The 20,047-nt window shown below is 64.6% G+C and carries 19 protein-coding genes and 1 pseudogene; 13 read left to right on the top strand and 7 right to left on the bottom strand.

All coding sequences use genetic code 11. From position 1 onward, the window contains the following. The first annotated feature begins 5 nt into the window (after positions 1-5). The 4 genes and pseudogenes from C8D95_RS20135 (at position 6) to C8D95_RS20120 (ending at position 2,330) form a co-directional block, all read left to right on the top strand. Entirely contained in the window at positions 6-242 is a 237-nt protein-coding gene (locus C8D95_RS20135; RefSeq protein WP_109761008.1) for a thioredoxin family protein, read from the top strand. Then, positions 239-1,150 (top strand): MBL fold metallo-hydrolase, encoded by a 912-nt coding sequence (locus C8D95_RS20130; protein ID WP_109761007.1) that lies wholly within the window; start codon positions 239-241, stop codon positions 1,148-1,150. Before C8D95_RS20135 ends, C8D95_RS20130 begins: the two co-directional genes overlap by 4 nt. After that, on the top strand, positions 1,150-1,554 hold the full coding sequence (locus tag C8D95_RS20125; protein WP_109761063.1) for an OsmC family protein: 405 nt from the start codon (positions 1,150-1,152) through the stop codon (positions 1,552-1,554). Before C8D95_RS20130 ends, C8D95_RS20125 begins: the two co-directional genes overlap by 1 nt. A gap of 69 nt (positions 1,555-1,623) precedes the next feature. Further along, a pseudogene (locus C8D95_RS20120) lies at positions 1,624-2,330 on the top strand (IS6 family transposase). 157 nt (positions 2,331-2,487) lie between these two features. Here the strand turns inward: C8D95_RS20120 and C8D95_RS20115 are convergent. Then, entirely contained in the window at positions 2,488-3,273 is a 786-nt protein-coding gene (locus C8D95_RS20115; protein ID WP_109761062.1) for a DeoR/GlpR family DNA-binding transcription regulator, read from the bottom strand. Positions 3,274-3,455: 182 nt separating this feature from the next. Here C8D95_RS20115 and C8D95_RS20110 point away from each other — a divergent pair, with 182 nt between their 5' ends. From C8D95_RS20110 to C8D95_RS20090, 5 genes are read left to right on the top strand one after another with little or no spacing between them, the layout of a single operon-like run. After that, positions 3,456-4,397, top strand: a complete 942-nt coding sequence (locus tag C8D95_RS20110) for an ABC transporter substrate-binding protein (RefSeq protein WP_109761006.1) — start codon at positions 3,456-3,458, stop codon at positions 4,395-4,397. Positions 4,398-4,445: 48 nt separating this feature from the next. After that, on the top strand, positions 4,446-5,465 hold the full coding sequence (locus C8D95_RS20105; RefSeq protein WP_109761005.1) for a quaternary amine ABC transporter ATP-binding protein: 1,020 nt from the start codon (positions 4,446-4,448) through the stop codon (positions 5,463-5,465). Between the two features lie 3 nt (positions 5,466-5,468). Continuing rightward, positions 5,469-7,478: an ABC transporter permease gene (locus tag C8D95_RS20100; protein ID WP_109761004.1), complete on the top strand. Its 2,010-nt coding sequence runs from the start codon at positions 5,469-5,471 to the stop codon at positions 7,476-7,478. Then, positions 7,465-8,340 (top strand): choline/ethanolamine kinase family protein, encoded by an 876-nt coding sequence (locus C8D95_RS20095; protein WP_109761003.1) that lies wholly within the window; start codon positions 7,465-7,467, stop codon positions 8,338-8,340. The genes C8D95_RS20100 and C8D95_RS20095 overlap by 14 nt, the downstream gene beginning before the upstream one ends. After that, positions 8,337-10,772 carry a GcvT family protein gene (locus C8D95_RS20090; protein WP_109761002.1) on the top strand — a complete coding sequence of 812 codons (2,436 nt, stop codon included), beginning with the start codon at positions 8,337-8,339 and terminating at the stop codon, positions 10,770-10,772. The genes C8D95_RS20095 and C8D95_RS20090 overlap by 4 nt, the downstream gene beginning before the upstream one ends. On the opposite strand, the gene C8D95_RS20085 is transcribed toward C8D95_RS20090, so the two are convergent. After that, positions 10,769-11,389: a class I SAM-dependent DNA methyltransferase gene (locus C8D95_RS20085; protein ID WP_109761001.1), complete on the bottom strand. Its 621-nt coding sequence runs from the start codon at positions 11,387-11,389 to the stop codon at positions 10,769-10,771. The two genes, C8D95_RS20090 and C8D95_RS20085, sit on opposite strands and share 4 nt — an antisense overlap. 84 nt (positions 11,390-11,473) lie before the next feature. On the opposite strand from C8D95_RS20085, the gene C8D95_RS20080 reads away from it, so the two are divergent. Both C8D95_RS20080 and C8D95_RS20075 read left to right on the top strand, forming a co-directional pair. Beyond that, positions 11,474-12,370: a phosphotransferase family protein gene (locus C8D95_RS20080; protein WP_109761000.1), complete on the top strand. Its 897-nt coding sequence runs from the start codon at positions 11,474-11,476 to the stop codon at positions 12,368-12,370. Between the two features lie 146 nt (positions 12,371-12,516). Beyond that, entirely contained in the window at positions 12,517-13,482 is a 966-nt protein-coding gene (locus C8D95_RS20075) for a peptidyl-alpha-hydroxyglycine alpha-amidating lyase family protein (RefSeq protein WP_109760999.1), read from the top strand. 175 nt (positions 13,483-13,657) lie between these two features. Here C8D95_RS20075 and C8D95_RS20070 read toward each other — a convergent pair whose 3' ends face one another. The 3 genes from C8D95_RS20070 to C8D95_RS20060 form a co-directional block, all read right to left on the bottom strand. Continuing rightward, positions 13,658-15,757: a DEAD/DEAH box helicase gene (locus tag C8D95_RS20070; RefSeq protein ID WP_109760998.1), complete on the bottom strand. Its 2,100-nt coding sequence runs from the start codon at positions 15,755-15,757 to the stop codon at positions 13,658-13,660. A 356-nt stretch (positions 15,758-16,113) separates the two neighbouring features. After that, positions 16,114-16,965 carry a DUF1800 family protein gene (locus tag C8D95_RS20065; RefSeq protein WP_164721719.1) on the bottom strand — a complete coding sequence of 284 codons (852 nt, stop codon included), beginning with the start codon at positions 16,963-16,965 and terminating at the stop codon, positions 16,114-16,116. Further along, on the bottom strand, positions 16,962-17,201 hold the full coding sequence (locus tag C8D95_RS20060; RefSeq protein ID WP_146203015.1) for a DUF1800 domain-containing protein: 240 nt from the start codon (positions 17,199-17,201) through the stop codon (positions 16,962-16,964). Before C8D95_RS20060 ends, C8D95_RS20065 begins: the two co-directional genes overlap by 4 nt. Before the next feature lie 24 nt (positions 17,202-17,225). Here C8D95_RS20060 and C8D95_RS20055 point away from each other — a divergent pair, with 24 nt between their 5' ends. Both C8D95_RS20055 and C8D95_RS22160 read left to right on the top strand, forming a co-directional pair. Beyond that, positions 17,226-17,498, top strand: a complete 273-nt coding sequence (locus tag C8D95_RS20055) for a hypothetical protein (protein ID WP_109760995.1) — start codon at positions 17,226-17,228, stop codon at positions 17,496-17,498. A 121-nt stretch (positions 17,499-17,619) separates the two neighbouring features. Beyond that, entirely contained in the window at positions 17,620-17,772 is a 153-nt protein-coding gene (locus tag C8D95_RS22160; protein WP_164721720.1) for a hypothetical protein, read from the top strand. 45 nt (positions 17,773-17,817) lie between these two features. On the opposite strand, the gene C8D95_RS20050 is transcribed toward C8D95_RS22160, so the two are convergent. Both C8D95_RS20050 and C8D95_RS20045 read right to left on the bottom strand, forming a co-directional pair. Continuing rightward, positions 17,818-18,168, bottom strand: coding sequence for a response regulator (locus tag C8D95_RS20050; protein ID WP_109760994.1), 351 nt, complete (start codon positions 18,166-18,168; stop codon positions 17,818-17,820). A gap of 2 nt (positions 18,169-18,170) precedes the next feature. Continuing rightward, on the bottom strand, positions 18,171-19,973 hold the full coding sequence (locus C8D95_RS20045) for a PAS domain-containing protein (protein ID WP_282957644.1): 1,803 nt from the start codon (positions 19,971-19,973) through the stop codon (positions 18,171-18,173). Positions 19,974-20,047 lie beyond the last annotated feature (74 nt).

Genomic DNA, 20,047 nt, shown 5'->3' with positions numbered 1-20,047 from the left:
CTCCCATGAAAACCGTCAAGGTCTACGGCCCCGGCTGCGCACGCTGTGCCACTACTGAAAAAATGGTCAAGGAGGCCGCCGCGAAGCTGGGCGTTGCGGTCGACGTCGAAAAGGTGACCGACGCAAGATCCATCGCCATGGCGGGCGTCATGTCCACGCCCGGCATTTCGGTCGACGGCAAGCTCGTCCATGCCGGCGGCCTGCCGGATGCGGCGAAACTCGAGAGCTGGATCGGCGCATGATCCGCGCCCTCGTTGCCGGTGTCATCCTCGCCGCGCCGACGTTCGCCGCAGCCGAAGTCCTGGACGTGCGGCCCGTGACCGAAGGGGTCTGGGCGATTGTCGGAGAGAAGGAGCAGCGCAGCCCCGAAAACCTCGGCAACAACGCGACCTTTGGCCTGATCGTCACCGAGGCCGGCGCGGTGCTGATCGATCCGGGCGGCTCGTGGCGCGGCGCGGAGGCGCTGCACGATGCTGTCCGCAGCGTGACCGACCAACCCGTGACGCATGTGATCAACACCGGCGGGCAGGACCACCGCTGGCTCGGCAACGGCTACTGGCAGGCGCAGGGGGCGACGGTGATTGCCTCCGATGCGGCGGTGGAGGACCAGCAGGCCCGAGCCTCGATGCAGATGACGGGGTTGACGCTGCTGATCGGCGCGGCGCTGGAGGGGACCGAACCCAGCTTCGCTGACGTGACCTTTCCCGATGCCCATACGCTGGATGTCGGCGGGCTGATCTTCGAGATCGTGCATCCGGGCCCCGCGCACACGCCCGGCGACAGCTTTGTCTGGGTGCCGGATCGCGACACGGTGTTTACCGGCGACATCGTCTATGTCGAGCGCATCCTCGGCGTGGGCGATCAGAGTTCGATCACCCACTGGCCAGATGCCTATCTCGCGGTGGAGGCGACGGGCGCCGCCCATGTCGTGCCGGGCCACGGCGGGCCGACGACGATGAATCGCGCCCGCGCCGACACCTACGACTACCTGATGAACCTGCGCGCGCAAATCGGGGCGCTGCTGGACGAGGGCGGCGACATCCTGACCGCGCCACGGGTCGATCAGGCGGCCTTCAGGTATCTCGAGCAGTTCGACAGCCTGGCCGGTCGCAACGCGCAGACCGCCTTCCAGCAGATGGAGTGGGAATGATGCTGGAGTATCGCGTCAGCGCCCGCCGCATCGACAGCCACGGCTCCGAGGCCGAGGTGAAATCGGCGCATCTCGTCCTCGACACCGACATGGCCGGTCGTGACGATGCGTTCAACCCGGCCGAGTTGCTTCTGGCCAGCCTCGCGGCCTGTCTCCTGAAGGGGGCCGAGCGGGTGACGCCGATGCTCAAGTTCGATCTGCGCGGCATCGAGGTCAGCCTGCACGCGGTCCGTCAGGACAGCCCGCCCAAGATGATCCGCATCGACTACGAGATCGTGGTCGATACGGACGAGAGCGACCAGCGACTGGATCTCTTGCATCGCAACTTGCGCAAATACGGCACCATCTCGAACACCCTGGCCGAGGCCACCGAACTCGTCGGCACGATAAGGCGGAAGGGCTGAGCATTGCCCCAGAGGGCATTGTCAGAAACCCTAGTTGAGACGGCGCAGCGTCCCGCCTACCCTGCTGCAATGCCCAAACAATCCCCCTTCAGGTACTTCAAGACGAGCCCCGAGATCATCCGCCTGGCTGTGATGCTCTACGTCCGCTTCCCGCTGTCGCTGCGGAACGTCGAGGACCTGCTCCACGAACGCGGCGTCGACGTCCGCCACGAGACGGTCCGGTACTTGTGGAACCGGTTCGGTCCGATGTTTGCCTCCGAGATCCGGAAGCGCCGGGTGCAGGGCATGCGCTCGAGCCGGTGGCGGTGGCATCTGGACGAGATGTTCGTGAAGATCAACGGCAGGCAGCATTACCTCTGGCGGGCCGTAGATCAAGAAGGTGAGGTACTGGAGAGCTTCGTCCCGACGACGACCCGCGATAAGAAGGCAGGTCGAAGTTCCTCAGGAAGGCGATGAAGAGGCACGGCCGGCCCGAGGAGGTGGTGACCGATCGCCTCCGCACCTACGGTGCAGCTCTGAAGGAGATGGGGCGAGGTGACGATCGCGAGATGGGTCGCTGGGGGAACAACCGGGCGGAGAACTCACATCTGCCGTTCCGAAGACGGGAGCGGGCAATGCAGCGCTTTCGTCAGATGCGATGTCTGCAGAAGTTTGCCTCCGTCCATGCCTCCGTCTCGAACCACTTCAACCAGGACCGCAGCCTCTCCAGTCGAAACCTCTTCAAACTGAACCGAACCGCCGCGCTTGCCGAATGGCGCGGCCTCTATGCGAAGTGAGGCTCTGCGTCACCGGCCTTGCGGAGGCTGGCTCGTATTAGCCTGACAGCACCGCAGCGCGTTGTAGCCCGACACGACAGGTGGCCTGAAGGTCGGGCCTATCCGCCATCGCGCTCGCTGCAATCGTCGTATGTTGGCTGTGAGTCCTGATCCTTGCCTATGTCGACAAGTGCCCGAGGGACGCCTGCGACCAGGTGACCGAGACACCGTTCTCGGCCAGAGCCGCGGCAAGCGTCCTCGTGGGCGCAACCTCGGTAACGAGTGCGTCGATCCCGCTCAGCGGACACACCTGGACCAGTGCCCTGCGACCAAACTTGCCGCTGTCGCAGACGACGATCCGCCGCCGGCCTGACGCCAAGACCGCACGGGCAAAGGCCGCCTCGTCCGGGTCGTAGTCCATAACCCCCTCGGGCGAGATCGCACCGGCGGAGATGACGGCGTGATCGACCCGGAAGCTCAGCATCGCTTCGACCGTCTCGAAGCCTAGGACCGCGCCCGAGTCCGCGCTAAAGCGGCCTCCTAGAAGGTGCACACGGTTGCCGTTCCGCCCGCCAAGTGTCCGAGCGATGTCGGTCGAGTTCGTTACGATCTCAAGCCGTTCGTGGCGGGTCAGCGCACGCGCGAGGAAACTCGTCGTTGTGCCGGTGTCGAGCGCGAGGCTGTCGCCGTTCCGAACGAGCGCGGCGGATGTCCGTGCGATCCTTTGCTTGGCACCCGCATTCTCGGTCATGCGCCGCTGGAACGGCGCCTCGCCCGCGCTGCCGACAAGGCCCACAGCCCCGTGCATCCGCACCACCGTGCCACGGTCGGCCAGAGGGCGGACGTCGCGGCGCACGGTTTCCGCCGAGACGTCGAGTCGCCCGGCAAGTTCGGCGATCGTCACGGTGCCTTCGCGACCGAGGATTTCAAGGATGCGGCCGTGCCGCTTCGACAGGCGGTCCATCGCGCCCCAAGGCATGAGTCAACAGATACGGGCGGAAAAACCACAAATTCCCACATTTGGCAATTGACAGGCCGCTTCGCCGCGCTGTTCACTTGGGTCGCACAAGCTCGGCGCTGCATCCGGGGCGCGCCCGGCCCGCGTCACTCCCGGAAGTTTCCGAACCCAGCAGGGGATGCATCCACATGACATCGAAACGGATTTCCGCGATCACTGTCGCGCTTCTGGCAGGTACATCGGCGCTTGCGCAGGAATCGGCTGACCCGATCAAGCTCACGCTGCACGACTGGACCGGTCAGCTCATTACCACCCAGCTGATGGGCGAGGTGCTGAAGGCCGCGGGCTACAATGTCGAGTATGTTCAGGCCGACTACCTTGCCCAGTTCGCCGGGCTCGAGACCGGCGATCTCCATGTCGCCATGGAGATCTGGGAGACGACGGGGCGCGAGGCCATGGACGCCGCGACCGCGACCGGGGACGTCGTCAATGTCGGCGCCACGGGAATGCAGGCCAAGGAAGAGTGGTGGTACCCGATCTACATGAAGGAGCTCTGCCCAGGCCTGCCCAACTGGGAGGCGCTGAAGGACCCCGCTTGCGCCGAAGCCTTCGGCACGGCCGAGACGCTGCCGAAGGGCCGCTATCTTGGAGGTCCCGTCACCTGGGGCGGCTTCGACGAGGAGCGGGTCGAGGCGCTCGACCTGCCGTTCGAGGTCATTCACGCCGGGACTGACGCCGCTCTCTTCGCCGAGCTGGAAAGCGCGATCCAGCGGCAGGCGCCGATCCTTCTGTGGGTCTACGCCCCGCACTGGGCTCCGGCGAAGTACGAAGGCGAGTGGGTCGAGTTCCCCGAGTACACTGCGGAGTGCTATACCGACCCTGCATCGGGGTTGAACCCCGATCTCGCCTACGACTGCGGTAAACCCTTCGGCGACATCTGGAAGGTCGCGTGGTCTGGCGTGCAGGAGAAGTGGCCAGGCGCTTATTCGGCGATAGATGCCTTCACCGTCAGCAACGAAGACATGGGTGCGATGATCACCGAGGTCGACCTGAACGGGAAGACCGTCGAGCAAGTCGTAGCCGACTGGATGGCGGCGAACGAGGCGACTTGGCAGGGCTGGATCCAGTAGTGCAAAGCCTCGGCCAGGGCGCCTGAGGGCGCCCTGCCGGACCGCGAGATGAACACGACGGAACCGAAACTTGTCTGCCGGGGCGTCTGGAAGCTGTTCGGCCCGAATGCGGCCGAAACGCTGCGCCGCCTCGGTCCTGAGGCCGACCCTGCCGCGCTTGTCGCGGCAAGGCTGGTCCCCGCAGTGCGCAACATTGACCTGGCCGTAAGAGAGGGCGAGATCTTCGTCATCATGGGCCTGTCCGGATCCGGCAAGTCGACGCTCGTCCGTTGCCTGTCGCGCCTGATCGAGCCGACCGCGGGCGAGATCCTGTTCCACGGCCGGAACCTTTTGACGGCTTCCGACGCAGAGATGATCGCGCTGCGCCGTCACAAGATGGGGATGGTCTTCCAGCACTTCGCGCTTCTGCCGCATATGACGGTCCTCCAGAACGTGGCCTTCCCGCTCGAGGTGCAGGGCATGCCGCGGACCGAGCGCGAGGAGCGCGCGGCACGGATGGTAAGCCTCGTCGGCCTCTCGGGGCGCGAGGGGGCCTTTCCCCGCCAGTTGTCGGGCGGCCAGCAGCAGCGGGTGGGCATTGCCCGCTCGCTCGCCGCAGACCCTGAGCTCTGGTTCCTCGACGAACCCTTCTCGGCCCTCGATCCGCTGATCCGGCGCGAGATGCAGGACGAGTTCATCCGCCTGCAATCCGTTCTGAAAAAGACCATCGTTTTCATCACCCACGACTTCGATGAGGCGATCCGGCTCGCCGACCGCATCGCCATCATGAAGGACGGGGCGGTCGTGCAGGCGGGCACGCCCGAGGACCTCGTCCTGAACCCCGCAACCGATTACGTCCGCGAGTTCACGCGGGCGGTTGCGCGCGCGAAGGTCGCGAAGGCGGGCAGCGTGATGTCGCCCGCGGACGGCGTGGCGGAGAGGCCACATGTCGCCACGCGCACCTCGGTGGCCGAGGCGGCGCCTCTGTTTCGCGCCGGGACCGAGGCTGTCGCAGTGACCGGCGCCGATGGGCGCGTCGTGGGGCAGCTGGACCGGGCAACCGTGGTCGACCTCATGTTGGGGGGCTAGGGGATGGAGACCGCAACTATTGCCCAACCTCCAGTCCTCGGCCTTCGGTCCGGGACGTTGATGTGGATCGCCGCCACCCTCGTCTTCGCGGCCCTTTGGCTCTGGGGCGGCGAGGTTCTGCCCTGGGCCTTCGAGGTCCCCCGTGCCTGGCGCCCGCCGTTCGCCGCCTGGATCAGCGGAGTGCTCGACTGGCTGACGAAAGAGGCACATTTCGGCCTCTTCACGTTCCGCGACCTCACGCGCTTCATCTCTGCCGTCATCGACGTGCCCTACCAGATTGCCCTCGGCCTGCTGTCCGGCGGCGCAACCGTCTTCGGCGTGCCCGTGCCGCCGGTGGGATGGCTGGGCGTGACGCTGCTGGTGGCGCTTCTCGGGTTCGTCCTTAGCGGCTTGCCACTCGCGGCGCTGGCCGGAGGGGCGTTCTTCTTCATTGCGATCTTCGGCCAGTGGACGAGCGCAATGCTCACGCTGGCCTCGATCCTCGTGGCGGTGCCGTTGGGCGTGGGGGGTGGCCTCTTGCTTGGGATCGCGGGGCATCGCTGGACAGGGTTCGGGCGTGCGATCGTACCGTTTCTTGACCTGATGCAGACCATTCCGATCTTCGCCTACCTCGTACCGATCCTGATTCTCTTCGGCTTCGGCCCGACCTCGGCGATGATCGCGACGCTCATCTACGCCATGCCGCCCATGACGCGGATCACCATGCTTGCGCTGCAGCGAGTGCCGGACGAGATCGTCGACCTCGGCCGCATGATCGGCTGCACGCCGCGGCAGATGACTTGGCGGGTGATGGTGCCCTCGGCGCAGGAAGCGCTGATGGTAGGCGTCAACCAGGTGATCATGCTGTCGCTCAACATGGTCATCATCGCCTCGATGATCGGGGCGGGCGGCCTTGGTTTCGACGTGCTCTCGGCGCTCCGTCGGCTCGACTTCGGCGCAGGGCTCGAGGCTGGGTTCGCCATCGTGGCCCTGGCTATCGCGCTCGACCGCCTCAGTCAGGCGGCGGCGCGAAGGCGTCCGGCGGCCCCCGTCAGCAACGAAGGCATCGTCGGGCGTCACCCCTTCCTGCTGTCGGCGCTGACTGTCCTGATCCTCGCCACCCTCGCGGGCCTCGCCGTGCCGGCGGTGCAGACCTACCCCGAGACCGGGAGGCTTTCGACCGGCACCTTCTGGTCCGAAGTCGTGGAATACATCAACATCAACTACTTCGACGAAATCGAGGCCGCGAAGAACGCGGTCCTCCTGAACGTCCTCATCCCGGTGAAGCGCTTCTTGATCAGCCTGCCCTGGCTGGGCGTGGCAGGGCTTCTGACGCTCGCCGGCTGGCGGCTGGGTGGGCCGCGGCTGGCCCTTCTGGCCGGCGGGCTCACCGTCCTTGTGGCCTCGACAGGCCTTTGGGAAGAGGCGATGACGACCGTCTACCTCTGCGGCATCGCGGTCTTGATCGCCATGCTGATCGGCCTGCCCATCGGCATCCTCGTGGCCGAGCGCGACCGGCTGTGGGCCTCGGTGCGGGTCATCATCGACACGCTCCAGACGCTGCCCGCCTTCGTCTACCTGATGCCGGCCGTCATGCTGTTCCGTGTAGGCGATTTCACGGCGATGATTGCCATCGTGGCCTTCGCGCTGGCGCCCGCGATCCGCTACACCGTTCTCGGCCTGCGCGGTGTCGATCCCGCTCTGATCGAGGCAGGCAAGGCCATGGGCTGCACGCCCTGGCAGATTGTGACCCGCATCCGCCTGCGCCTTGCCATGCCCGAAATCCTTCTGGGCCTGAACCAGACGATCATGTTCGCTCTGTCGATGCTCGTCATCACGGCGCTCGTGGGTACCCGCGACCTCGGGCAGGAGGTCTACATCGCGCTGACAAAGGCTGACGCCGGGCGCGGGCTGGTCGCCGGTCTCTGCGTCGCCTTCATCGCCATCATCGCCGACCGGCTGATCCACGCCGCGGCGTCCCGGTCGCGCGCGCAGCTCGGCCTCTCGGACGGAGGCGGGCATGACGCTGCCTGAGGCCGTCGCCACCCTGCCCTGCTGGCACGGCACGCCTTCAGGCGAGCGACTTTCGGGCGGGCTGTCGAACGAGATCTGGAAGGTCACCGACGACGCAGGCACCCATGTCGTGCGCCTGGGACGCGACTACCCGTTCCACCACGTCGACCGCGCGCGCGAGGTCATGACGGCGCGTGCCGCCCATGCCGCGGGCTTCGGGCCCGAGGTGCGCTACGCCACCCCCGGCGTCATGGTCACCGCCTTCATCGAGGCGCGCACCTGGGAGGCCGAGGACCTGCGCGCCAATCCCGAGCGCGTCGCGCGGCTTCTGTCCGACTTTCACAGCCAGATGGCCGCCGGGATCTCGGGCGCGGCGTTCCTCTTCTGGCCGTTCCATGTCGTGCGCGACTATGCGCGCACCCTGCGAGGAACCCGGCACGAAAGCGTCACGCCGCCCTTGCTGGCCCTTTCCGACGAGATGGAGCGGGCGCAGGTCCCCCTTCCCATCGTCTTCGGGCATCACGACCTTCTGCCTGCGAACTTCCTCGACGACACACATCGGATCTGGCTCATCGACTATGAATACGCGGGCTTCGGCACGGCGCTTTTCGACCTCGCCGGAGCGGCCGCGAACGCCGAGATGCCACCCGATGCGACCGAGGCGCTTCTGACGACCTACTTCGCCTCAAGGCCCGACCCGGCCCTTTTCCGCGCCTTCGACGCGATGCAGGTCGCCGCGCTCCTGCGCGAGACGCTTTGGGCCTATGTCTCTGACCTCAACCTGTCGGCGCCGGGCGTCGACTACTTGGCCTACGCCGCCGAAAACCGTGCGCGGCTTGACGCGGCGCTGTCCGCCTACCGCAACAGATGGGGAACAGAATGAGCCTTCCGGACCGCGCCCAGATCGTCGTCATCGGCGGGGGGATCATCGGCTGTTCGACCGCCTATCACCTCGCCCGCGACCACAAGGCCGACGTTCTCCTTCTGGAACAGGGGCAACTCACCTCAGGCTCGACATGGCACGCGGCGGGGCTGGTGGGACAGCTGCGCTCGTCCGCTTCGATCACGCAGGTGCTCAAGTATTCGGTCGAGCTTTACAAAAGGCTGGCCGGGGAGACGGGGCTTGAGACCGGATGGAAGATGACCGGCTGCCTTCGGCTCGCGACCACACCAGACCGCTGGACCGAGTTCCGCCGCCTCGCCACCACCGCCCGCAGCTTCGGGATGGAGATGCACCTGATCTCACCCGACGAAGTGAAGCGGATGTGGCCCCTGATGGACACCTCCGACCTTGTCGGCGCAAGCTGGCTACCAACCGACGGCCAGGCGACCCCTTCCGACATCACACGCTCGCTAGCCAAGGGGGCGCGGATGCACGGGGCGAAGCTCATGGAGGGCGTCCGCGTCACCGGCTTCCGGATGGAGGGTGACCGAATTGTCGCCGTCGAGACGACGCAAGGCGAGGTCCTGTGCGAGAAGGTCGTCAACTGCGGCGGGCAGTGGGCTCGGCAGATCGGCGCGATGGCAGGGATCGAAGTGCCGCTACAGCCGATCAAGCACCAGTACATCGTCACCGAGGCCTTGCCTGGTCTTTCGACCAACGCGCCGACGATCCGCGACCCTGACCGGCGTACCTACTTCAAGGAAGAGGTCGGCGGCCTCGTCATGGGTGGCTACGAGCCAGATCCGCAGCCTTTGACCACCGGTGACATCCCCAATGACTGGGAGTTCCGGCTCTTCGACGACGATTGGGACCACTTCGCCCAGCACATGGAGCAGGCGATCGCGCGCGTGCCGTCTCTGGCCGAGGCCGGCGTGAAGCAGATGATCAACGGGTCGGAAAGCTTCACGCCCGACGGCAACTTCATCCTCGGCCGCGCGGCGGAATGCGCGAACATGTACGTCGGTGCAGGCTTCAACGCCTTCGGCATTGCATCGGGTGGCGGGGCGGGCTGGGTGCTGGCTGACTGGGTCATCGCGGGCGAAGCGCCGATGGACCTCTGGGTCGTCGATATCCGCCGCTTCTCGAGCCTGCACCGCGATCGGCACTGGGTCTGCGAGCGCACTTGCGAAGCCTATGGCAAGCACTACACCGTCGCCTTCCCGCACGAGGAGATGGAAAGCGGACGCCCGCGCATCGTCTCTCCGCTTTACGACCGGCTCAAGGCGCACCGGGCGGTCTTCGGCTCCAAGCTCGGTTGGGAACGCCCCAACTGGTTCGCGCCCGAAGGAGCCGAGGCGCGCGACCTCTATTCGATGGGGCGCCAGAACTGGTTCGGTCCAGTGGGCGAAGAACATGCGCTGGTCCGCAGCGCGGTGGGCGTTTTCGATCAGTCGTCCTTCGCGAAATACGAGATCACGGGCCGCGACGCGGAACGCGCTCTGGACTGGATCTGCGCGGGGGACGTGACGAAGCCTGTGGGGCGACTGACCTATACCCAGCTTCTGAACAGCCGCGGCGGGATCGAGGCCGACCTGACCGTGGCGCGGATCGCCGAGGACCGCTTCTACATCGTCACCGGCACGGGCTTCCGCACCCATGACCTCGGCTGGATCGTCGACCACCTTCCGCAAGGCGACGTGCGGGTCGAGGATGTGACCGAGCGGTGGGGCACTCTTTCGCTGATGGGCCCACGCGCCCGCGAGGTGCTGTCGGCCGTGACCGATGCCGAGGTATCGAACACGGCCTTTCCCTTTGGCCACGTGCGCGAAATCGACATTGCCGGAGCCATGACACGGGCGCTGCGGGTGACCTATGTCGGCGAGCTGGGCTGGGAGTTGCATGTGCCGCTCGAGGCCACAGGGCGGGTCTTTGACGCGTTGATGGAGGCGGGCGCCGGCGCGCGCTTGCGTCCCGTGGGCTATCGCGCACTTGAATCCCTGCGGCTCGAGAAGGGCTACCGCGCCTGGTCATCTGACATCACGCCGAACGACACGCCCTTCGAGGCACGGCTGGGCTGGGCCGTCAAGATGAGGTCGAATCGCCCCTTCCTCGGGCGTGAGGCCCTCGAAGGATTATCGGGCAAGCCCCTGAAAAAGTGCTTCGCGGGGTTCCTTGTCGACGGCGACACCGTGCTTCTGGGGCGCGAGACGATCCTGCGGGACGGCGCGCCGGTCGGCTACCTCACCTCGGGCGGCTACGGCTACACGCTCGGGAAAGGCATCGGTTACGGATATGTCCGGAATGCTATGGGGGTAAAGGACGACTGGCTGGCAGGCGGGCGCTACGAGCTCGTCGTTGCGGGCGAGACGGTGTCGGCAGAGCTCGGCACGCCGCCTTTCCACGATCCTAAGGGCGAACGCATCAGGGCCTAGGTACGCGTCACCACCACGGCGCGGCTGGGCGTGGCGCCGGCGTCGCCGGGCATCGAGATGTAGGGCTCCGTCGCCTCCATCAGCTTTGCCTCGGGCGTGGCGGCGACGGCTGCGGCGAGGCTTCCGGCCCAAAGCGTCTCCTTGACCGTCAGCACCAGCACGGCGCCTGGTCTCGTCACGGCGAGAAGGCCGGGCAGCGCTTCGGCGCCGACATGGCCCGTGGTCAGAACGCCGGCGCAGACCAGGCCTGCGAAGCGGCCGGACGGCAACGGCAGTTCGCCGCCCAGCAGCCCGACATGCAGGTTGCTGTAGATACCCTTGGCCCGCGCGACGGCGAGCATCCCCTCGGAAATGTCGAGCGCCTCGACCTCCGGATAGCCGAGGATGCCGAGCCACTCGCCAACAAGGCCCGTGCCCGCGCCGGCGTCGAGTATCGGCGCCGCACCGCGCGGCAAGTGCCGCGCCATGAGGGCCGTCGCAATCGCCGGGTGGCGGTAGCCTGCCTTCGCCATGTCAGCGTCGTAGGATCCCGCCCAGTCATCATAGAGCCGCGCGATGTCCGCAGGACCTTTCGCGGCATAGACGGCGTCGAGGTGGTCGTTGTCGTGGCTGGCCATGGCATCCTCCGCTCGGCTGAGCCTAGTCACGTGTTCAGGCCTATGGAAGAGTGGCGGCGACAGTCGGGCGAAACGGGGGACCGGATGGAGAACGAGGCTCGGAAGGTTCTGGCGCGGATACCGGCGCTTTCCGGCTACGCCGGCCCGCTCGTGCGGATGGGCGGGCTCACCAACGCCGTGTTCCGGGCGGGCGACGCCGTACTGCGCTTGCCGGGCAAAGGCACGGAGGAATACATCGACCGCGCCAACGAGGCGGCCGCCGCCCGTGCCGCCGCCGAGGCGGGCGTAAGCCCCGAGGTGCTGTTCGTGGACCCCGCTTCGGGCGTGATGGTCACACGCTTCGTGGACGGCACCGAGACCATGACGCCCGAGGCCTTCCGCATCCGCCCTGGCGCTCCCGCCCGCGCCGGACGGGCGTTCCGGCAGCTTCACGACTCTGGCGCCGTCTTCCCTGCACGCTTCGAGCTGTTCGAGATGATCGACGGCTACCTGAAGCTCCTGTCGACGAAGGACGTAGGCCTGCCCGAGGGCTACCACGACGTCGTGGAAGAGGCCGAGGTTGTCCGCGCGTCGCTCGGGCGCCGGACGCCTCCCTCGGTCGCCTGCCACTGCGATCCGCTGTGTGAGAACTTCCTGGATACCGGCGAGCGGATGTGGATCGTCGACTGGGAATACGCGGGCATGAACGACCCGATGTGGGATCTGGGCGACCTTTCCGTCGAAGGCGGCTTTGGCCCCGATCAGGATGAGGAGATGCTTACCGCCTACTTCGGCGGGCCGGTGCCTGAAATGGACCGGGCGCGCATGGTTATCTACAAGGCGATGTGTGATCTTCTCTGGACGCTCTGGGGCCTGATCCAGTTGGCGAACGGCAACCCCGCCGAGGACTTCAGAGCTTATGCCGATCGCCGGTTCGCGCGATGCAAGGCGCTGATGGCAACGCCGGAATTTCCGCACCTGGTGGCCGTTCTTGACAGATAGGCTCAGGTCGCAGGGGGACGTCCGCTTCGGCCGGGCGCGAGATCGCGTGTCGAATGGTCGTGTTCCGCGACCGCATCGCTTCCTCGGGGCCGACTCTTGACCTATGCTGATACAGGAATGCGTGGACAGGTAACCGAGAGGCGCAAATGACGGAAATTCTTGGTGCGGGCGACTACAGGTTCGAGCCGGTAGACGATTGGGCCAGGCTTCCGTCTGAGGTGGTGCTGGGCGACGTCGCCGGCATCGCGGTTGACGGCAAGGACCGGGTGTACCTCTTCAATCGCGGCCAAACTCCCGTGGTGGTGCTGAGCAGGGACGGTGAGGTGCTGGCAGCCTGGGGCGAAGGAATTTTCACCAATCCCCACGGTGCCTCGATCGGGCCTGACCAGCATCTCTATCTGACCGACAACTTCGACCATACGGTCCGCAAGTTCTCGCTGGACGGCAAGCTCCTGATGCAAATCGGGACGGCGGGAGTGAGTTCCGGATTCATGAGCGGCAAGCCCTTCTGCAAGTGCACCCATTCCGCGGTTTCCCCGTCCGGCGATATCTATGTGTCGGATGGGTATCAAAACGCCTGCGTCCACAAATTCGATCCAAACGGCAGACATCTTCTGAGTTGGGGAAGCCCGGGAACGGGGCCCGGAGAATTCAACTTGCCGCACAACATCTGCTGCGATCCAGACGGCTGGATCTACGTGGCCGACAGGGAGAATTCGCGTGTTCAGATCTTCGACCCGAATGGACGGTATGAAACACAGATCGTGAACATGCACCGGCCCAGCGGACTGGCGATCACGCCCGGCAGTTGCCCGGACTGCATCGTTGGCGAACTCGCGCCCTATCTGAAGGTAAACCGCGACTTCCCGAACATCGGACCCTTTGTCAGCGTCCTCGACCGGCAAAGCACCGTACTGTCCCGGCTGGACGCGGGACGGGGCGCCGGGCTTGGCCCCGGCCAGTTCCTGTCCCCGCACAGCATAGCGCAAGACAGTGTCGGTGACCTCTACGTCGGCGACGTCGTGGATGCGGATTGGGCGGCGGTCTTTCCGGACGCTGAAAAGCCCGATCGTCCAAGACGGTTCCAGAAGTTCCGGCGTTACCGCTCCTAGGCCGGCTCGAGCGGCGCGCGATCAATAAAGCCACGCTTCACATCCTTGTATCTTTGGCTGCGCTACCCATTGGCTGCCCTACCGTCGAATGGCGCCATCTCGGCGCGACATAGGGGGCTCATTGCTCTCTCCGCGATGACTGGTTCGCATCAGTCCGACAGCACCGACTAGAGGTCTACCCTTTGCGCGGTTTCCCCGCTGGTTTGAAGCGACTTTGCGGCTTCGGCTTGCCGGACCTGCCTGCGGCGCCGGGAGGTGTGAAGCGCTTGGAGGTATCGCCAGCGGCTGAGCTGGTTCCCTTGGCTTTGCCGTCGGTCTTGCGCGCGTCCGACCTGGAGTTGTCGGTTCGCAGGTCCTTTTTGACGGCGCCCTTGGACGTCGGCTTGCTCTCGAACTTGCCGGTCGGTGCCCCCGAAGGCTTCTTATCCCAGCGCGTCTTCTTGGACGGCTTGTCATCGCCCGGAGCAGATGACCCGCCGCTGCGATCCTTCGGTGTTCGAATGGGCTTCACCGCGCCCTCGGCGATCGCCCGAGCCATTTTGTCGAGAGACCTCGGCGCAGCGGCTTTTGGGCCTGTATCGCGCGTTTTGGGCGTCGGGCGCTTGTCTTGGCGCTCGTCAGATCGCGACGGGGCCGGGCGTTCGGGCTGGCGCGGGCTCTGGGCTGGTTCGCGGGGGGCAGGAGCGCGGTCAGGTGCGACGTCCGGTGCGGCGTCGAGTTTCCGGGCCTTGACCCCTTTCTCGAGTTCGCCGTCCTCGCCGATGGCCGCAAGGAAGCCGGGAACGGCAGAATTCAGAATCTCGACGAAACTTTCCGACTGCTGCACTCGGATCGCGCCGATGGAGTCCTTGTCGAGATTGCCAGCCCTGCACAAAAGCGGCAGCAGCCAGCGCGGCTCGGCCCGGTCATCACGGCCGACCGAGAGAGAAATCCAGGAGCTGGGGCCGAAAGCCGCGCGCTCCTTTCGCTCGGGGAGCGCCCCCGGGTCGGCGAGGTCCTCGGGCGCAGACAGGCGCGACTGATGCATGGCCAGATAGGCCGCAGCTATTCTTTCGGGGCCGTGCAGGGACAGCAGTTTCGCGGCGAAGTCGCGCTGCTCTGGTGTCGGCTCCATTGTCCAGACGGGGTCGGCCAGCAGGCGTTCCTCGTCCTGTTGCAGAATCTCCTCGGCCGAGGGCGGCGCAATCCAGTCGGCCTCGATCTTGGCCATACCAAGCAGCCGCCCGGCTTTAGACGCCAGCTTGGGCGGCACGATCAGGGCAGAGATGCCCTTGCGCCCTGCCCGTCCGGTTCGACCGGAGCGGTGCAGCAGACTTTCGGCATTCGAGGGAAGCTCGGCATGGATGACGAGGTCGAGCTTGGGAAGGTCGATGCCGCGCGCCGCAACATCGGTCGCCACGCAAACCCGCGCGCGCCCGTCGCGCAAGGCCTGAAGGGCGTGCGTGCGCTCGGATTGGCTCAACTCGCCCGAAAGCGGCACGACGGAAAATCCCCGGTTCGTCAGGCGCGCGGTCAGCCGGTTCACGCTGGCGCGTGTATTGGCGAAGACGAGGGCGTTTTCGGCGTCGTGAAAGCGCAGCAGGTTGATGATCGCGTTTTCGGCGTCGTGGGGGGCGACGCGCATGGCCTGATAGGCGATGTCGGCGTGCTGGCCTTCGGCGCTCAGCGTGGTCACCCGCACGGCGTCGCGCTGGAACCGCTTGGCGAGTTTTTCGATCATCGGCGGCACTGTGGCCGAGAACATCAGCGTGCGCCGATCATCGGGGGCCTCGCCCAGCATGAACTCCAGGTCTTCGCGAAAGCCCAGGTCCAGCATCTCGTCTGCCTCGTCCAGGACGATGGCCCTCAGGCTGCCCATCTCAAGCGAGCCACGCTGGATATGATCGCGCAGACGACCGGGCGTGCCGACGACGATATGGGCGCCTCGATCCAGAGCGCGGCGCTCGTCGCGGATGTCCATGCCTCCGATACAGGTCGTCACCCGCGCGCCCGCCTCGGCATAGAGCCATTCAAGTTCGCGCATCACCTGAAGTGCCAGCTCCCGCGTCGGTGCGACGATCAGCGCAAGCGGTGCTGCGGCCGGTCCCACTGTGCCGTCCGCGCCCAGGATCGTGTGCGCAATGGCAAGGCCGAAGCCCACCGTCTTGCCCGATCCGGTCTGCGCCGAGACCACAAGGTCCGCGTCTTGCAGCTTTGGATCGGTGACGGCGTCCTGGACTGCGGTCAGGGTATCGTAGCCGCGCTTTGAAAGCGCATTGGCGAGGGGCTGGAACATAATTGCGATCTGTCTGGACTGAGGAGGCGCGAATGCGCATTGCGCTCCTACCGATCAGCGGAGCCAAGATGTGCCGTCTAGGCCGGCACTTCCCATTTGTACACAGCAAATCCCAAGAGCGGGGGCTTATCCGAGCAAATTGGCTGCCCTTGCGTAGACTGGTTCGCATGAGTCTGACAGCACCGATGCGGCGCTTCTCGATGCGCCCCTCGGACGGCAATGCTGTGAGTTTCGCGGCGGCCACCTCCTTCTCGAGATTGGTGAACGTCACCCTGCTGAGACGGCCTCGATATAGCGCCAAACAACGGTTTCGCCGTCAAGAATCTGTACTTCCAGACGGTAGTCCCCTGAAATCGCTACGTTCCTGCGGCCGGAAAGAGCTCAAGCCCGTCTGAGCCCCCTGGCAGTATCATAGCCAAATCACGGACCTGCGATGCCTCGGGAGACAGCGCCAAGAAACGTGCGACGGACGCCGAGTACTCGAAAGGCGTTTTGCCCTTGTTTCGTTGATACTCGACCGTCGTAATGTATGACGGGTCCTTTAGGATGGCTTCCAGAACCGAACGGATATCGCCGTCCGTCACCATCCACGTGATACTGCAGACATCGACGAAGTGCTGCGGCGGAACGTCGGCTACAAGAAGTTGCACGATCTTGCCGCATACGAACGACGACGTCGCCGGGTGTGCCGCAAGGTACGCGAGTAGCTGTCGCCCTTCCTGGTAACCCTCGTTTCCATCCCGGCCGATGATTACGCCGGGGTGAAAGCTGAGCATCTTGTCGCCGTTATCGTGCCTCAGCGGACGGTATCTGAACTCGAAACGCGGAATCGCCGCTGAATTGGCCTGCTCGATTTCCGCATAGTGCCAGCCAGTGAAGATACGGGCCACTTCCGAGATATCCTGCTCAGTGTAGTCGGCTCTTGCGCCCAAGGTATGCAACTCAAGCAGTTCGCGGGCGTAGTTCTCGTTCAGGCTCCCTGCCGAGCTTTCGTCATTGTCCAGAAACTGCGCCATCAACGGGCTGCGAGCGCTGTAGACCAGCAGGTCTCTGAACTGGCCGAACGCGTTCTCTTGATAGAACGCGCGATCGTCAAACATCTGCAGGTGGATGCGCGAACTGTCCTTGTAGGCTGCATGAAAGTGATTGGCCCAGAACAGCGCCATGACCTCACGCAGCTGCTTTTCGCTGAATACAGCGCGCGTCAACTGATGGCCCAAACGTCCGTGCTGAACTTCCAGAAATTCTCCTGATCGAAGTTCACGATCGCATCGACGGCCAGTGCCTCGAGTGCCACATTTTCGATCCGAGTGTCGTTGAGTTGCTCATCGACAAACCCTTCGAAGCCGATCTCCTGCAGGCGGGCATAGAGCGCTGCGTTCGCACCGAATGTCAGCCGTGACATCGCCTGGCCTATGCCGTCGCCTACGGGCGCCGCCGACACCTGATAGGCGAACGACCGAGAACCTTGGTTGGCAAGTTCGATATGTGGAAAATTGCAGTTGTCCTAGTGATCGCAGTCACGGCTGTGATGTTGAACGCGCAAGTCAGAAAACGCGAAGTTGCCAGTGCGAAACTGGATATCGCGATAGCCGTCCTGAGCCAGGAACCCAGCGAGGGTACCAATGCGCTTCGAAAATGGGCTATCGAGGTTCTACAAGCCCCGCAAGCCGACAATGATCTAAGCGAAGCCGCCGCGGCAGAATTGCGAAAACAGGCTTTGCCGGTGAGAGGCGACTAGCAACGAGCTTGGGGCGGCGCGGGGATGGCAATGGCCTCTATCTCGCCGTCGGTCCGTTGGCGCGCGGCGCTGGATAGTCCGGGTTACGGTGAAGGGGCAACGAAGTGCCTAGGGCGCTCCGTTGCGCACCGATTTCGCGTTGGGCGGCGCGGATCTGGTTCCTTTGGCACGTCCCGGGATCGCGATGCGCTGGCAGGATGTGCCCGCATTCTATGCCACCCTGGGCGACTTCGGGGCTACTGCGGCACGGGCGCTGATGTTCATCTGCCCGTGACGCTCCTCCTGCCAATTCAGGACACTTTGAAGTTAGATGAGAGCATCATGGATCTGATTTGGCGGCGGGGGCAAACAAGCCTTTGACCGCCTCGAAGCTAACCGGCTTCGCCAAGATAGTACCGTTCCTGAACCGTTCCGGAAGCCCAGATGGACGGTAACCCGTCAAGAAAGCAAAAGGCACGCGGAGCGCTGTCAAGCGATCGGCGATCGCCGCGCTCGTGCTCTGTCTGAGATTGTAGTCGAGGACGGCGAAGTCCACATCCGAGCGTTCCAAGAAGGTAAGCGCCGAGTCAGCCGAATTGCACATACCAACAACCGTATGTCCGAGTTCCTCGACCATTTCTGCAAGGTCCAATGCAACCAGCGCCTCGTCTTCAACTAATAGGACGCGCATCGTTATTCGGAAGCTTCCAACACGTCAGATGGCAGAACGATCTCCAACTGCAGGCCTCCATGCCGAAAGTTCATGTCGATTTGAGCGTTCAGTTGCATCACCAGAACCTGCTCGATCACCCTTGTCCCAAAGCCTGTCGACGTTGGCGGCTTCAGGCCCTCGACGCCCGTCTCGATCCATCTCACGGTGAGACCTCCAGACGGAGTTCGGCTCCATTCGACCCTCAAGGTGCCCCCACCACAGGCGAGAGCGCCATATTTTGCTGCGTTGGTCGCCAATTCATGGGCGGCCAGGACGAGCGGCTGTATGGCATGTGCTGCGATGTGAAGGTCCGGCCCAGAAAGGTCGATCTTGGCGGGGCCTCCCGCGTAAGGCTCGAGTTCAGACTCGAAGAGGTGACGGAGCGACATGCCCTGCCATTCCTTCGCCGCGATCGACTCGTGCGCGCCGGCAAGTGCTCTGAGGCGCCCGTCCAACGCGCGCCTGAACTCTTCGACGGTCTTGGCAGAGCGTGAGGCCATTCGTGTGATCGTAAGAACCAGTGCGAAGAGGTTCTTCACGCGGTGGTCGAGCTCCCGCGTCACAAGCTGCAGGAGTTCCTCCTTCTTCTTTCTCTCAGTGATGTCCAGATTAAGGCCCACGTAACTTGCAAGATCACCGTTTTCGTCGATGACCGGGCGAGCAATGGCGAGGATGTCGTAGGTGCGACCGTCGCGACCGATGAAACGATGTTCGCGTTCCCAATTCCCTCTATCGCGAACGTAGGCTTCCCACGCTCTGCGGGTGTCTTCGACTTCATCAGGCAAGAGACTTCGGATCCACCCGAATTCCCGCGCCTGGTTGAAGGTCATGCCGACAAGGTTCAGAAAGGACTCGCTGACATAGGTCAGGCGACCTTCTGCATCGCAGGTCCAGACACCATAGGGGATCGAGTCGGCGATAGCCTGATAATGTCGCGTCCGCTCCGCGATATCGCGCTGTAACTGCTTCTGATCGGTGATGTCCACGATGGCCGCGTAGAAACCGTCGGGCGCATCGCCTTCGCCCCAGCGAGGCGCATAGGTGACAAGGACGTCCCGTCCGGCAGAAGAGCCAGACGTCAGCTTGGTCTCGAAGCGCGTCGTTTCCCCGGAAAGAACCTTTCTGATGTGGGGCTGAGCCGTCCGATAAACCTCCTCGCCAGCTACATCGGCCACGCGCCGTCCAATCAGCCGTGCCGGATCGCCATAGCCCCGATAGGCCTCGTTGACGTACTCGTAGCGCCCCTTGGCATCGACGACGGCGAACAGGATCGGCATTGCGTCGGCGAAGGACCTTAGAGCCTGCCGCTCCCGCTCCGTCTCCCGACGGGCTTTCTGGTTTCTGAGGAAAAGCCAGAGGATGTTCGCCACCGAACGAACGAAATCCACGTCGTAGGTGCTGAAGCTGCACCGCTCGCGGTCACTCTCGTGGATACCCAGCACGCCCCAGGGATCAGAAACAGGACCGACGATGACACTCGCGCCGCACTGGATGCCGTGCTCGATAAGCAAGCTGGGTGGTTCAAAACGATCTTCGGACGCGATGTCCTTCACGATTACCGTCTCTGAGGTCTTGAGCGAGTAGCCCGCCTGCGAGCCGGAGCTGCTGGGAATGGTCGTGTGTCCGACAAGCCCAGGTCGCCAACCACGCCCCGCCCTCAGGACGAAGTGGGTCTTGTCCGCGCTAAGCTCCAACAGCTTCACGAACCGCACATTCAGACAGCGTGCCAACTCGTCCAGAGCCACCTCGCAAAGGCTGTCAAAGCTGCAGTCACCGAGGGCCATCTGCCCCAGATTGGCTACTGCTCCCTGCTGTTCCTCTCTTTGTGAGGTAGACCGTGGGGTCCTATCGATCTTGG

This window comes from Silicimonas algicola (assembly GCF_003148765.1).
Taxonomy (GTDB): domain Bacteria; phylum Pseudomonadota; class Alphaproteobacteria; order Rhodobacterales; family Rhodobacteraceae; genus Silicimonas; species Silicimonas algicola.
This window is presented reverse-complemented; position numbering and strand designations above follow the sequence as displayed.